Origin of the sequence: Sulfitobacter sp. S223 (assembly GCF_025143825.1) — a bacterium.
Taxonomy (GTDB): Bacteria; Pseudomonadota; Alphaproteobacteria; order Rhodobacterales; family Rhodobacteraceae; genus Sulfitobacter.
Window position 1 is genome coordinate 3,176,361 of sequence record NZ_CP083560.1, and the last position, 14,152, is coordinate 3,190,512.

Sequence of the window (14,152 nt, forward strand, 5' to 3'; positions counted from 1 at the left end):
GAGACGCATGTCTGCTTCCATTAAGTATGCCTATTTGAAGGGTCACACGTGGCTGTATCGTCGCCACTACCCCAAGGACGTTGCGCTGGTCGTCGGTCAGTCAGTGTTTAAGCAATCGTTAAAGACAGGCGACCCCGCGACGGCTCGTGTCAGGGCAGCCGAACTAAACGCTATCTTCGAGAGGACAGTCGGTCAGGCCCGGTCAGTATCTGAAGGCTTCCAGAGCGGCACACTGGGCAACACCTCTGATCTTTCCTGGGCTCAGCCATCGCTGGATGCAGTCGCCGCTCTACGGGCCACTCTGGAGGCCTCTGGCGGCGTTTGTTTCCCTACCAAGCCTTGTAAAGCGACACCCCCGGTCATCGACTTGGGGCGGGAATACCTGAACCGGAGAAGTAACGAGTTACGGGCGAGCGGATTTAAGAGCGTTCGCTACAGCGTTGGGTTGTTTCTGAGCAAGTACGGGTCGTTGCCTATAACGGGGGTCACACGGGTTCAGGGCAAAGAGTTCCTTGGGTTGGTTGCGCAGCTTTCCCCGATAATTGGAAAGTCTGAAAGGACACGAGGGTTGGGGCTGGACCAGCTGGTGCGTTGGTCGGGTCAAGGTCGGCTAACGATAACGCCCCGGACCCAGCGGCGCATCTGGTCTCAGGTAAACCACTTCATCGACTGGTGCGTCTATGAGGGGGAGTTGGATGTGAACCCGTTCCGGTCAGTTAGGTTCGATCCCAAGGTACGCCCGGCCCCCTATGCAGTACCTACCGATGAAGAGGTGATGCAGTTACTGAGGCGCAACGATCCAGTGCTCCAACCGGTCCTGCTGACATGTCTGCTAACGGGAATGCGGGCTGGTGAGGCGGTCGGTTTGTTGCGCCATGATCTGGTTAACAAGGGCAACCTCGGTTGGTTCATCCACATCCGACCCAACGAAGTTCGACTGCTGAAGACCGACGCTGCTGAGCGGCTGGTTCCAATGCACTCACGTCTGGCAGAGGTCTTCGACAAGCTCCCTTCCGACGGCCCTCTGTTCCCCAAGCTAACCGTTGATCTGGTGACCAAGCGCTTCACTCGATTGAGGCGGCTGGTTCAACTGGATCGGTTGGTGTTCCACTCGACCCGAAAGTGGTTCATTACCCAGTGCGAACGTACCGGGGTCCCTGAGCATTGGACCGCTACACTGGTAGGGCACAAGTCAGCCCGGTCAGAGAACGGCATTACCTACGGGATTTACTCCGCTGGCATTAGCGACCAACAGAAGCGCTCCATCGTCGACCAGATACGGCTGCCTATATGATGGTTCCGCCCGACATAGAGGCCTTTGAGGAGCGTGCTGCCATAGCTGAGTTCGATGGTGGGTTATCACGGTCAGAGGCCGAAGACGTGGCTGCGATAGATCAAGGGTTTATCAATGCCAGTCGGTACTGGCAGTGGTTGGCTGACTACGTGGTGAACAAGAGCTACCCATAAACTAACCCCGGCTGGCTCAATGCTGGCCGGGGGCACTTTGCTTTTTTTATCAGGCAATAGGCCGGACTGAAGGAGCGAAGCGAGGGGGGCGCGTCTAGGATGGAAGACTGCTTAGCGCACACCGCAGGGAAAAGCGGTTAAAGCTCAACGTAACACATGGCGCAAACTGCGCGAGCGGCAGCAACGGGCGGTTTGCAGACATTCTCTGCAGGTGCGCGATCATTGGCTTGGACTGTTAAAAGCCGACATCCACATCCCTGGGGGAACGTGGGCTACAGCACATTCCCAAACGGCAATTTTTGACGTAGGAATTACTTGCAACCAATGCCTTGCTTAGGATGAGGCGTCTTACTTGGAGAACAAGATGCTAGGTCTCAGTCTCGCCTCCGCTCAATTTATTGCTTATGTAACTCTTACAGTAACGGGCTTGATCGTGGCGTTCACATCGTTGCGTTTTACCTACCGGCAGAATTTTGGGTGGCCTCCGATATTTATGGTAGTGGCGCATGGCTTGAAAAGCGGGACCAAGGAAAAGAGTAGCAGAGCGACCTTTAGTTTGGAGTTCTGGAATCGCCGCACATATCCATTGGTTGTGCGGCACTGTCGAGTAAATTTGGGGACACTTAACATTGATCCATTTGCCATAATCCAAGTGGATGAAGATGGGTGGTCATTCGACACCCAAAGTCGAGGGCACATGACCAATTCATTCGTGGTCAAGCCCGGAGAACACCTGTGCGTAAGTTGCTGTCCCACACTAAAAGAACAGTCGCTAGATGCCATAAAATCAAACGTCGAATTTCAGATTCTCTACTACGATCCTCGTCGGCATAAAGTTGATACTATGAAGATAGAACACCTTTACTCCTTGGGCCGCTAGTAACTGGAAGTGATGGATGGGACTTCTTCTGCCAGAGAGTGATTTTACCGCCGGTGCAAACGTATCTTATGCAGCAGCTGCGAACGTCTGTTTTGTCCCCCACAGCTGCACGATGTGTCCAACGGCTGCTTTACAGAAGCTGCAATGCAGTGTTTTGGCCACCGGTCTACGGCAGCTGTGGACCGGACATCCCTAGTGCAGTTTTTCGACTTGCGCTAAATGTTGAACAGCCTAACCTGCCCGCTATGGATTACATCTACCCCATAAACTTTGTTGGACACGATGAGTGGTTGGACAGCGGATACGAACTAAAGCTGGCGCAAGGTGCCGTTGTTACTCGCGATGGTGAGTTCCTCGGGATGTGGCGAGTCGTTGATTACGATCAAGAGGACGAATACTCGAGCGGGCGAATAGAATTCATCGTGGACGGAGAAAGTACCGTCAAATTCACGGAAGACTTTGCGGCGCTAGATATCAGAACTAGTCGTGGTTTTGCATTGTCGCAACTGACTCGAACTATCAGGTTATGGCACGAAGAGCAGCCAGCTTGAGGCCGAAGATGCACATCAGGTATGTTCAGACCGCCGCACGACGACGCGCGTAATGTCTGCTATTAGAAAGCTGCAATGCAGAACCACCAATCGAACCAATGGCTGCTTTGGGCCACAAGCCGCCCTCAGCAAGGAGTATCCAAAGGTTGGTCCTAGGCGTTCCAGTAGCGCGTGAGGTGGCGACACTGCCGGGTTGGTAGCGGTTGCTGACCCCCGACGTAGAGCCCAGTGGGCCAACCAGCTTAGGCGGATGCTGGCGGGCCGTGGGCACTGCAGTTCGGGTCCGTAGGGGCTCCCCCACCGTGCCCAACCGCCCCAGTAACTGCCCCAGATCGGGTGGACAGTCGGAGAAGGTGTTAGGTTACAATGCCCCGCAAGGTTTCCTACCATCCCAGCCACTTCACTTAGTGTTTAGTTCGATAGCTTGATTGGCCCACAGGGGCCGAGTAATGCCCCTTATTCTGCCCCTCTTCTTAGTCCGGCATACTCGGCCTAGGGATGAGGCTAGAAGGCGCTAAACCGGGGCTAATCTTACAGGTCAGACTTTCCCTGAGCATCTCTAAGCAGGATGGACGAATGAGAACGATGGCTGAGATAGAAAGCCCGAGACATTCTAGACCAATCGACGTGCATAGGTGGTCAGATCATCCTGAGGTGAAGGTCTTGGCGGAAAAACTGTGGGATGTTTGGTTGCCTGAGGAAATTTTTGGGGGAGGGGTAACTAAACCCGGATATTGACGCTTCCGGCCCTTGCGGACACTCACAGTGTCGTCCGACGCTGCGCTGCAGCTTCACGGAAGCGGGCATTAATCATAGGCGCTTCAATCTGGTGGACAAAGAAATGGCCACGTGATTTCTTGGCTGTGTACAATGCCCATCTAACCTCGGATTGAGACTGAAGTGCGGGATACTGACCAAACCATCACCTTCGACCAGATGAAAGGAACTATCGGCTCACTCGTGCTTCTTTGGTCGGGTATCGAACAGTCCCTTAATGAAGCAATTGAAAATCTGCACACAGAGAAGAAGTCCAAATCGGTTCATGGCATATCGAGGTCTATCGATGTGTGGTCGCTGGCGGTCAAACAAGCGGATAATACCAGTACATTTCGGACGGACCTTTGCGATCGTTTGGTCAGAATGCTTAAGGAAGCGCTCTTGATCAGGAATCTCGTATGTCACGGATTGACTAGCATCTCCGCGCGACCTCACATCGATTTCCCAGAAGCACATCTCAAAGTGGAGCTTGGGGAAGATACGCGTCTCCTGACTTGGCATCAACTTGATGAAATGTTCAGCTGGATGTCGAGGAGTAGGTGGCTAATCAGAGATTTGACCGAGGCCGCCATGGAAAATGACGCCCAGCGAGCCAATAACAGACTGCTCGGTTGGGAGAAATTCCCCGAGCAACAGTAACGGCCCAGAGCCGCCGTTCGCATAGCGCGGCGCCGCTGCAGTCCAGCTTCCCGGAAGCGGACAACTTAAAAATATGTCTATATAGGGCTAACGCGGAGCAACCTTTTTGAGGCTACGCTTTGCTTGGAATCGTTATGCATGCTGAAAGGGCGCTTGCATATCTTTGCCTCCACTAATGTTCCCCACCCAATCAAGAAAGACCCCCAGTCGCCGCAGGCCCGAGACCCGGGTAAGGTAGAGTGCTGAGATATTCAAAGGTGCGGCGTCGAGTTGGCCGGGAAACAGCTCTATCAAACGCCCGGCTTGGATATCATCTGCTATCATGAAATCGGAAAACCGTGCGATGCCCAAACCGCCTAATACCATCTGGCGAACGGCCTCCCCATTACCCGCGGTCAGGGCGGGAGGCACCGTCACGGGGCTGGACTGACCAGCAAAGCGCAGCGTGTTGATGTGATCTGGTGCCGCGAACCGAACTTGCTCCAGCTGTGCGAGGTCGGCCGGTGTTTTTGGCCAGCCTTTGCGATCAAGATATTCCGGCGCAGCCACCAATTTCCAAGCTGTACGCCCCAAAGGGCGGTGCAACATGTCGCTATCAGGCAGCTGGCCCAGCCGAATGGCAACATCAGCGTGACTGCCGATCAGATCCACCAGCGAGTCTGTCATGTCGATCGACAGCTGGATGTCCGGATACTTTGCGTGAAACTCAGCCAGACGCGGGGCGAGGACATGCAGGACGTAAGGAACCGGTGCGTTTACACGCAGTGGCCCGGCGGGGGCCTGTCCGCTGGTTGCGATCTCTTGCAGGGCTTCGCTGCGGTCTAAAATCTCGCGCGCTTCCGCCAGAACGGCGGCACCCTCGGGGGTGATTTCGATGGACCGCGTGGTCCGACGCAGCAGCGTGACTTTTAACTGCTCTTCCAGCCGCGTGACTGACCGGCTGAGTGTAGAGGCCGATACCCCTCTGCGCCGCGCAGATTCAGCAAAGCCCCCATCATCAACGATCCCGACGAAGGCGGCCAAATCCCCCATGCGCAGCAATTCGTGCATTTTCTGCAATGATCCATTCCAAACTTGTCTGTTCTCGCAATAGATAGCGGCTGGCATATACGGCGTCGACATCAAATTTAATGGAGAAAACCGATGCCACTTGCCCTCTGGGCGCTGACCATCAGCGCTTTCGCCGTCGGAACGACCGAGTTCGTTATCGTCGGCTTGCTTCCCACCATCGCCGCCGATCTTGGCGTTTCTATCCCGTCCGCTGGCCTGTTGGTTAGCCTTTATGCGCTTGGTGTGACCATCGGCGCGCCAGTGCTGACCGCCATGGCTGACCGTGTGCCTCGTAAGACGCTGTTGCTGCTCTTGCTGGCGCTTTTCACGCTCGGCAATGCTTATGCCGCCTTTGCGCCGGATTACGGCAGCCTTGTCGCGGCGCGCTTTATTACTGGTCTCGCCCACGGCGTGTTCTTTGCAATAGCCTCGACCATCGCGACCGATCTTGTGGAACCCGAAAAGGAAAGTTCAGCCATTGCGCTGGTGTTCCTTGGTCTGACGGTCGCATTGGTAACGGGGGTACCTTTGGGAACCTTCATCGGCCAAAACTTCGGCTGGCAGTCGACTTTCCTTGGCGTTGTCGCTTTGGGTGTGATCGGCTTTATCGCGTCTGCCATCTTGGTGCCCGCCAATCTGACCAAAGCCGCCTCGGCAGGGATCAAAGCCCAATTACAGGTGCTGACTTCGCCGCGCCTTCTGCTGGTCTATCTGATCACGGCTGTCGGCTATGGCGGCAACTTCATCGCCTTTACCTTCCTTGCGCCGATGCTGAACGAAGTCACGGGTCTGTCCGCAGGCGCGGTCAGCCTTGTGCTGCTGCTTTACGGTGCATCCGTCGCCGTGGGGAACATCGCCGGTGGCAAACTCGCTGACCGTATCGGTGCAGTGGCGTCCCTGACAGTGATCTTTGCTGGCCTTGCGATATCACTGGTCGCACTTGGTGCGTTCCTTACACACCCGATTGCAGCCATCGCGGTTGCGGCCTTCTGGGGCGGTTTTGCCTTCGCCAACGTGCCGCCGCTGCAGTCTTACGTTGTGCAAATCGCACGCGAAGTGTCGCCCGGCGCGGTGGATGTGGCGTCTGGTTTGAACATCGGCGCGTTCAACCTTGGCATTGCCGGTGGCGCATGGGCCGGCGGGCTGGTTGTCGACGGCGTCGGCCTCGCCTCGGCCCCCTACATTGCTGCCGGAGTTGTGGTTGTCGGGATCGTTCTGGTGCGCCTGTCCGGCCGCCTGAATGGAGCAGCACCCCAAGCGGTCGCTGCCGAATAACCTCATTTGCCCCGCCGTATCTAACGTGCAGCGGGGCAGATCAATGAACAGGAGGTTCGTATCATGTCTGCCCTAAATCTGATTTACAAAGACCGCATGACTTTTGGCATTGAATTGCCACTGGACCGCGACTGGTCTGAAGCCGGCCAACGCCGCGCCCGTATCGAGGGTCGCCCTTTTGGTGTGCCAGACACCTCAAACCCCGCCAGGGGCGTGGAGCTGGCCGAGAGCCTTGGCTTCGATGCGGTCTGGCTGCGGGACGTGCCGGTTCACGATCCAAGCTTCGGGGACGCTGGACAGGTTTTCGACCCGTTTCCTATCTCGGCTTTCTTGCCGGCCGCACGCGGCGCATAGCGCTTGGCACTGCGGGTATCGTCTTGCCACTGCGGGATTCGATCTTGCTGGCCAAGATGTCGGCCAGCCTGCACCATCTATCGGGCGGGCGATTTATCCTTGGCATCGCGTCGGGGGATCGTCCGGTGGAATACCCGCTAATGGGGCTGGACTATGAAGCCCGCGGAGCCACCCTGCGCGGTCGCGTCGACCAGATGCGCAACCTCTGGTCAGGGGATGCGCTGCAAGGACCACAAGGTCCCGTCACCGTGCGCCCCTATGTGCCCGAAGGTATCCCGATGGTGATGGCCGGAATGGGCCAGCAAAGCTTGCAATGGATCGCCCGCACATTGGACGGCTGGTTCACCTATCCCGGCCCTCCTGATCAGGCCGTGCGCCGCCTCTCAATGTGGCGTCAGGCGCGCATCGATGCTGGCCTTCCCTCCGCGCCGGTCTTGACCGCCATGCACTTGGACCTTGACCCTGATCCAGATGCGCGCTTCCGGCCAATCCAGTTCGGGGGCCGTATCGGTCGCAATGCGCTCATTACACATGTTCAATCGCTGCACGCTGCAGGGGTCGCCCACATCGCCTTTAATCTGCGCCAATCACAACGCGAAATAGAGGACGTTCTGGCTGAGTTGGCCAAACACGTCATGCCTGAGTTTGCACAAGAGAACACAATGGAGACAGCACAATGAGTATCACCCTGATCGGCCCCGCCCAAATTCCGTCCATAGGCTTTGGCACCTTTCAACTTGAACAAGATACGGTATCTGACATGGTGAGTGCCGCACTTGCCGAAGGGTTCCGCCATATTGATACGGCGCAGGCCTATGACAACGAAGAGCAAGTCGGCGAAGGTTTGCGCCGCGCCGATGTTCGTCGCGATGAGGTGTTTCTCACTACTAAAATCTTACCCGAGCAGTTCTCGCCAGAAGCCTTCATCGCTGCTGTCGAAAGGTCTTTGAAACGACTGGGGACGGACTATGTAGACTTGCTACTACTGCACTGGCCCTCAAAAGATGTGCCGATTGCCGAGACCATTGGCGCGCTGAATGATCTGATTGCTGCGGGCAAAGTTCGTCATGGGGGCGTCTCGAATTTCACCATGGATATGGTCGACCAAGCACAGGCTGCTTTGAACACGCCGTTGGCCGCCAACCAGATCGAACTGCATCCGTTGATCGACCAAACACGGATGATCGCTCACCTCGCCAGAAAGGGCATACCAGTTGAAGCTTATTCGCCGCTGGCGCAAGGCAATGTCATGGAGAACGCCACGTTGCGCGATATAGCCGCTACACATAATGCAAGCCCGGCCCAGATTTCCCTGGCTTGGATTTTGACGCGCTCAATGAGCATCGCGTTGCCCAGGACCGGCAAAACAAGCAGGCTTGCCAGCAATCTGCGTGCAGCGGAAATCACGTTGAGCGCAGAAGAGATCGCCCGAATTGATGCCCTTGGTACAACCGAGGGGCGCTTGGTCAGCCCTGAAACGCTCGCGCCAGATTGGGATTGATCTCTCCTTGGCCCTGCGTCTCAATTGCAGGGCTAATAAACCCAAATGTCGGCTTTCTTTCTCAGAACCTTATTGGTTTGCACTTGCCGCGAAGGTCCGCTTCCCGCCCTCAGTGTCGATGGGCCTTCCGCGTCCAGAATAGCATTTTCCACTAAACCGGATCATTGCTCATCGTATATCAGAGAGCCGCGGCCCTGTTCAGCGGCGCTGATACTTCGCCCAGTCTTGTCCTGATAGGCGAACAAACGATCCATATAGCCCACGCACCTAATGCCTCGACGGTTATCGATATGTTCTTGCAATTTCTGGTCAGTGACGTTCGCATACTCAGGCGTGTCAGGCAGCTTGATAGCTGTTGGCAGGGGTAGGCCCATAACAGCCTCCGATGCCTGAGCCATGACCTGCCTAAGCTCAGCAACCTTCATATGGTCGATGATGTAGCTGTCGTGCACAGATGCTTCAAACAGGTGGTGACACTGATCGACATCGCCTCTCAAGGATTCGGCCAAGGTCTTGACGATGAGACCACCGGTCTGCGGCTGATGGCCCACCGCCTCCGCGTGGTCTTGGTCGCCTTCAGCGGATCGAAAAACATGGGCCTTTATTGTGAGCGGATTGGCGCGGCTAACTGGAGACGACGCGTAAGAATATCGAAGAGCTATCGCACGCGCTGGCAGAAAAAATGGGGCGGATTGATGCGCCTTCTGCGCTGAAGTCACTACGCCTTTATCAAGGTATGTTTTTTGCTCCCACTCAGTTCCGCGCCGCAGTTACGCCTGATGGCTCAACATAGCGTTAGCCACATGCGAGTTTCGCGGGACGGACGCCGACATTTTGTTGGCCGGTCTTATAGTTAGAACCAGCCAGAAGCGGAATGGAAAGCAGGGTGTACCCGCTTTCCAAAACCGTTTTATTCTGTTTCTGCGATGCTCTTTGCTGACGCGAGCCCTTCGGCATCCGACGCTCCGCCAAGTTTCTCGCGAACTCCGGACTCGATCTTATCACCCACGTCTGGATCAATATTTCGCCAGTATTCAAACGCGCGCAAAAGCACCTTTTCGCTGACCCCGTCGCTTAGATGCCCCACTACGTTATCAACCAGACGACCTCGGGCAGCCTCATCCATCACGTCCCGAACCAATGTGCCGGCCTGGCTCCAGTCATCATCATCTTTACGCAAAGTGTAAGCCTGACGAACCATATCGCCGTCTGAATGCCAAAGACCTGCCTCGCCGCGCGTGTCAGGCTGTGCTGCAGGCCCGCCATAAGAGTTTGGTGCATAGACAGGGTCAGACACATTTTGCGTCCGGCCCGCCCCATCCTTTGAGTAGCTATAAACAGGGCATTTTGCGCCGTTCACCGGTATTTGCTTGTAGTTCACGCCAAGGCGCGCCCGATGGGCGTCGGAATAGGCAAATCCTCGCGCCAGCAGCATTTTATCAGGAGAAAGGCCAACACCCGGCACCATATTGTTCGGCTCGAATGCCGCTTGTTCAATTTCTGTATGGAAATCCGTGGGATTGCGATCAAGCACAAGCTTTCCAACCTCGATCAGAGGATAATCAGCGTGAGGCCAAACCTTTGTAAGGTCGAACGGATTGATATTATAAGTCTTGGCGTCTTCGTACGGCATGATCTGCCAATTCAGCGTCCAACTCGGGTTATTTCCGTCGCGGATCGAATTGAACAAATCCCGGCGGTGGAAGTCACCGTCGCTACCGGCAAGCTTGTCAGCTTCATCCTGGCTTAGATACGCATTCCCGTCGCCCTGATCAGTGAGGAAGTGGAATTTAACCCAAAACTTTTCACCCTCTTCATTGATCAAAGAATAGGTATGGCTCGAATAGCCGTTCATCTCGCGCCACGTTCTAGGGATACCCCGATCACCCATCAGATAGGCAACCTGATGCGCGCTTTCGGGTGACAGTGTCCAGAAATCCCACTGCATATCATGGTCGCGCATGTCGTTGTCAGCACGACGTTTCTGGCTGCGGATAAAATGCTGGAACTTCAGCGGATCGCGAATGAAGAAAACCGGCGTGTTGTTACCGACCATGTCAAAGTTGCCGTCTTCTGTGTACATCTTAACGGAGAAACCACGCGGGTCGCGCCACGTATCAGGGCTGCCACGCTCTCCGGCGACTGTCGAAAAACGGGCTACAATTTCGCACTTTGCACCCGGCTGGAAAATCTTGGCCTTGGTATATTGAGAGACATCGTTCGTGGTTTCGAAATAGCCAAACGCCCCTGACCCTTTTGCATGAGGCTGGCGCTCCGGAATACGCTCTCTGTTGAAATTCGCCATTTGCTCCAAGAGATAGTGGTCATTCAGAACGATCGGGCCATCAGGGCCAACGGTAAGGGAATGCTCATCACTCTGAACAGGTATGCCGGCATCTGTAGTGGTCGGGGGAATTTTCTTATTCTGTGACATGGTCAACCTCTCCTTGGTGTTTAGAAAAACTACCACCGGCGAAGAAAGTTCCCCCATGTCTGATGTGCATTCTATTCCGTATCGGACCGCTTGGTCTTGGACATAAGCCCGCACAGCGTCTTCGCAGCCTCGACTGCGCCTTGACCGCGCAGGGGCCAGCTTTGCATCAGTCCCTCAACTATGACGGAGATTTCGTCTTCCAGACCCAGCATACCCGAAATGCGCGCAGCACGCTCCGCCATCTCTGCTTTGTGTCGGTTCAACAAAGCACGCAGTTTTTCATCTTGCGGGGCTGAAGCGACCGCTGCGTGAAAGAGACAGCCATGCGTTGTTTCCAAATCCATCCACGTTGCCACACGGTCCATGATGCTTTCGAGGGGGTTCGGCTCTGTCTCGACAGCTTCGGTAAAAACATGCGCCATATAGCGGCTGTTGCGATACTCCAACGCTCTCAGGATCATTTCCTCACGCGAGGGAACGTATTTGTAGAGCGTGCGAAGGCTGACACCCGTCGCCTTGCGCAGGGTTTCGATGTTGGGTTCAGCAAAGCCATGCGTTGCAAAAGCGCGCTCTAGCCCGGCATCAATCTGGTTCTGTAAATCACTCATCCTTGACCTAGTAGAATGGTTCCTCTACTCAAGCAAGTAGAGTCATCATTCTACATGGAGCATCAAATGGATTTACCTTCCACAATGAGCGGCGTTGCACTGACCGGACATGGCGGTCCAGAAAAGCTTGTTTGTCGTGACGACTTGCCGGTCTCTCCCCCTGGGCCGCGCGATGTCTTGATCAAGGTTAGCGCAGCCGCGGTCAACAACACCGACATCAACACAAGAACAGGTTGGTATTCCAAAAACGAAGCCGACAGCGAAGACGCCGGATGGTCAGGCAACGCGTTGCAGTTCCCACGCATCCAAGGCGCTGACGTTTGTGGGTACATCGTCGCCGTAGGCGATGAGATTGACCCGTCGCGTATCGGAGAAAGGGTGCTGGTCGAACCCTGCATTCGCGAAGCAAATGGTAAACAACTGAAGACTCCTTGGTATATCGGATCAGAATGCGATGGTGGTTTTGCAGAATTCACACGGATCGCCGCGCGGCACGCCTATCCGGTGAAAAGTGATCTTACCGATATCGAGCTCGCCTCTTTCCCGTGCTCTTACTCCACTGCCGAAAACATGCTCACAAGGGCCGCCGTTAAACAGGGTGATACTGTTCTGGTGACCGGCGCTTCGGGTGGGGTTGGATCAGCCGCTGTGCAACTGGCATCAGCACGTGGTGCAAGGGTCATTGCGGTGACCAGTCCCGCGAAGTCCGATAAACTAAAAGCCCTTGGCGTTGATGTGACGCTCGATAGGGACGCAGATTATCTGGCTGAATTGGGCGCAGGTCAGATCGATGTGGTGATCGATCTCGTCGCGGGTCCCAAATGGCCCTCGCTGTTGGAGGTACTGCGCCCTGGTGGCCGCTATGCCGTGGCCGGTGCGATAGCGGGGCCAATTGTCGAGCTGGATGTGCGCACGCTCTATCTCAAGGACCTAAGCTTCTTCGGCTGCACGGTTCTAGAGCCCGAGGTCTTTGGCAACCTTGTCAAACGGATTGAACGCGGGGACATCGCACCGCTGGTTGCCGAAACCTATCTCCTGCGAGAGATTAACGCTGCTCAGGAAGCATTTGGCGCGAAAGGCTATATCGGAAAAATCGTTCTGGACCTCAAGTGATCGGGTAGAATACGGACCGCCTTCGTCCTGAACCAAGGCGGTCCGCAGCCACGCCAAAGTCAGTGGCAGCAGTGAAATTTTCGATCGTCACAACGCCTTCCGCATCGACAGAGATTTTGCAAATCTCGGCACAAGAAGTTCCAAAGGATTTGTGGACCGCCATTCCGTGAAAATGCCCTGCCAATAGCTGTTGCCCAAAGCCGGCTTTTTCCGCGACCAGCTTCAACACGCCTGCTTTGCGGTTTTGGTCAGGCGTATCATCCGACGAATGCGCCAAGCGAAATTTAACGGGATCTTGGCGCGCTGCGGCCGCTGCGACATGCATCATCGTTTCCATAAAATAGACGGTGTGACTGTGCCCGACCAAGCGCCAGAAGTTGACCGGTTTAGCGACGTTCCCGTCCGTCAGACCAACATGCATGCCGGGGATCGAATTGGGCGTGTCGGCAGTACCCGCAATTGATGTGTGATCTGCGCCATCGTGAACGATCTGAGCTTCGAATGGTTTGCCTTGCGCGACGGACTGCCCCGCGAAGCGGTGATCCAAACCGACGATTTTACCGACGTCAGCCAACCCGACATGTACTTTGCGGGCATATGCCGGGCGATACCAATGCCCTGTGATGTCATCCTCTCGGGATCCCTTCAATTCCACAGAGCGGGTTTTGTCTGTCATCGCATAGACGAGCGTGACATTGACAATATAGTCAGCGCCAGCCAACCGCATCGCGGGCCTGAAACGCCGCCCTGTGTTTTCGCCATACGCGACAATACCAGCGCCATTTGGCAGTGCTTAGGCCATGACAAAGCACTTAACCTCCTTGGCGGCACTGTATTGAAAGACGCACCTGTTACCTCGAATTGGGGTATGAGTTTCATCGCGACAACCATTTGACTATTAAGCTGCGCATCCATGCTGAAGAAGCCTTGGTCGTTGATCTTGTCATGACTGTCACGGCGCGCCTTTTGCTGACAGATATGTGCCGTGCGCAAGTGCTGCTTTTCATGTCACCTGACATCATGACTACGAACAAGATGCTGATGGGAGAGATACTGCGCGACCCAAAATTCGTCAGCGAAATTAATTACTCAGCGTGCTTCAGGCAATTGTTAAAGGAGGCTGCTGCGGACGACCTGCTTGATCTTGATAATCCCCGGGAGGCGGCTGAGGGGTTCATCTCACTTCGAAAGGGCAAGACCTTTTGGCCAGTCAGGCTTGGCGCTCCGTTGGTCGGTGCTGATGAGATCGAAGAAATGACAGAAAGCTCCGTCGATTTAATAATCAGCCGCTATGACAACGGCGCGGCCCTCCGCGACGGGCAATAATGGCAAGCAACCTCTAGAAATACCCTAAGAGGAAAAGATCTTTCCGCAGTTCAATCCGGCTGTGACTTCTTTGAAGCTTGTTACTGTGACCCATGCTAACTAGATCATCTGCAATCGGGTGTCGCTTTCAAGAAAAATGCAGGATGACCTTATGTCCTGAAACGATCCGTCACCGGG

Annotated in this window: 14 protein-coding genes and 1 pseudogene; 11 read left to right on the plus strand and 4 right to left on the minus strand. The window is 55.2% G+C overall.

The features are described from left to right. Positions 1–7: 7 nt before the first annotated feature. The 4 genes and pseudogenes from K3757_RS19070 to K3757_RS15220 all read left to right on the plus strand — a co-directional run. A pseudogene (locus K3757_RS19070) lies at positions 8–190 on the plus strand (DUF6538 domain-containing protein); the annotation flags it as partial. Positions 191–568: 378 nt separating this feature from the next. Next, positions 569–1,294: a tyrosine-type recombinase/integrase gene (locus K3757_RS15210; protein WP_259996737.1), complete on the plus strand. Its 726-nt coding sequence runs from the start codon at positions 569–571 to the stop codon at positions 1,292–1,294. Next, positions 1,291–1,467 carry a hypothetical protein gene (locus K3757_RS15215; protein WP_259996739.1) on the plus strand — a complete coding sequence of 59 codons (177 nt, stop codon included), beginning with the start codon at positions 1,291–1,293 and terminating at the stop codon, positions 1,465–1,467. The genes K3757_RS15210 and K3757_RS15215 overlap by 4 nt, the downstream gene beginning before the upstream one ends. 2,331 nt (positions 1,468–3,798) lie before the next feature. Continuing rightward, the gene (locus K3757_RS15220; protein ID WP_259996741.1) at positions 3,799–4,314 is read left to right on the plus strand and encodes a hypothetical protein; all 516 of its coding nucleotides are present in this window, start codon (positions 3,799–3,801) and stop codon (positions 4,312–4,314) included. Positions 4,315–4,446: 132 nt separating this feature from the next. On the opposite strand, the gene K3757_RS15225 is transcribed toward K3757_RS15220, so the two are convergent. Further along, on the minus strand, positions 4,447–5,364 hold the full coding sequence (locus K3757_RS15225) for a LysR family transcriptional regulator (RefSeq protein ID WP_260001292.1): 918 nt from the start codon (positions 5,362–5,364) through the stop codon (positions 4,447–4,449). 93 nt (positions 5,365–5,457) lie between these two features. Here K3757_RS15225 and K3757_RS15230 point away from each other — a divergent pair, with 93 nt between their 5' ends. The 5 genes from K3757_RS15230 to K3757_RS15250 all read left to right on the plus strand — a co-directional run bounded on the left by K3757_RS15230 (position 5,458) and on the right by K3757_RS15250 (position 9,207). Continuing rightward, positions 5,458–6,639, plus strand: a complete 1,182-nt coding sequence (locus K3757_RS15230; RefSeq protein WP_259996742.1) for an MFS transporter — start codon at positions 5,458–5,460, stop codon at positions 6,637–6,639. 63 nt (positions 6,640–6,702) lie between these two features. After that, positions 6,703–6,993 carry a hypothetical protein gene (locus K3757_RS15235; protein ID WP_259996743.1) on the plus strand — a complete coding sequence of 97 codons (291 nt, stop codon included), beginning with the start codon at positions 6,703–6,705 and terminating at the stop codon, positions 6,991–6,993. Beyond that, positions 6,990–7,673, plus strand: coding sequence for an LLM class flavin-dependent oxidoreductase (locus K3757_RS15240; RefSeq protein WP_260001293.1), 684 nt, complete (start codon positions 6,990–6,992; stop codon positions 7,671–7,673). Before K3757_RS15235 ends, K3757_RS15240 begins: the two co-directional genes overlap by 4 nt. Next, positions 7,670–8,494 (plus strand): aldo/keto reductase, encoded by an 825-nt coding sequence (locus tag K3757_RS15245; RefSeq protein WP_259996745.1) that lies wholly within the window; start codon positions 7,670–7,672, stop codon positions 8,492–8,494. The genes K3757_RS15240 and K3757_RS15245 overlap by 4 nt, the downstream gene beginning before the upstream one ends. A gap of 425 nt (positions 8,495–8,919) precedes the next feature. Next, complete coding sequence (locus K3757_RS15250; RefSeq protein WP_259996746.1) at positions 8,920–9,207, plus strand: aminotransferase class I/II-fold pyridoxal phosphate-dependent enzyme; 288 nt, start codon at positions 8,920–8,922, stop codon at positions 9,205–9,207. A 197-nt stretch (positions 9,208–9,404) separates the two neighbouring features. On the opposite strand, the gene K3757_RS15255 is transcribed toward K3757_RS15250, so the two are convergent. Further along, positions 9,405–10,928, minus strand: a complete 1,524-nt coding sequence (locus K3757_RS15255) for a catalase (RefSeq protein ID WP_259996747.1) — start codon at positions 10,926–10,928, stop codon at positions 9,405–9,407. A gap of 71 nt (positions 10,929–10,999) precedes the next feature. Then, a complete protein-coding gene (locus K3757_RS15260) occupies positions 11,000–11,536 on the minus strand; it encodes a TetR/AcrR family transcriptional regulator (RefSeq protein ID WP_259996748.1) in 537 nt (178 codons plus the stop codon). 66 nt (positions 11,537–11,602) lie between these two features. Here K3757_RS15260 and K3757_RS15265 point away from each other — a divergent pair, with 66 nt between their 5' ends. Continuing rightward, the gene (locus tag K3757_RS15265) at positions 11,603–12,649 is read left to right on the plus strand and encodes an alcohol dehydrogenase family protein (protein ID WP_259996750.1); all 1,047 of its coding nucleotides are present in this window, start codon (positions 11,603–11,605) and stop codon (positions 12,647–12,649) included. Here K3757_RS15265 and K3757_RS15270 read toward each other — a convergent pair. Then, positions 12,642–13,376, minus strand: a complete 735-nt coding sequence (locus K3757_RS15270) for a molybdopterin cofactor-binding domain-containing protein (protein WP_259996752.1) — start codon at positions 13,374–13,376, stop codon at positions 12,642–12,644. The two genes, K3757_RS15265 and K3757_RS15270, sit on opposite strands and share 8 nt — an antisense overlap. A 164-nt stretch (positions 13,377–13,540) precedes the next feature. On the opposite strand from K3757_RS15270, the gene K3757_RS15275 reads away from it, so the two are divergent. Beyond that, positions 13,541–13,975, plus strand: coding sequence for a TetR/AcrR family transcriptional regulator C-terminal domain-containing protein (locus K3757_RS15275; protein WP_259996755.1), 435 nt, complete (start codon positions 13,541–13,543; stop codon positions 13,973–13,975). The last annotated feature ends 177 nt before the right edge of the window (positions 13,976–14,152 follow it).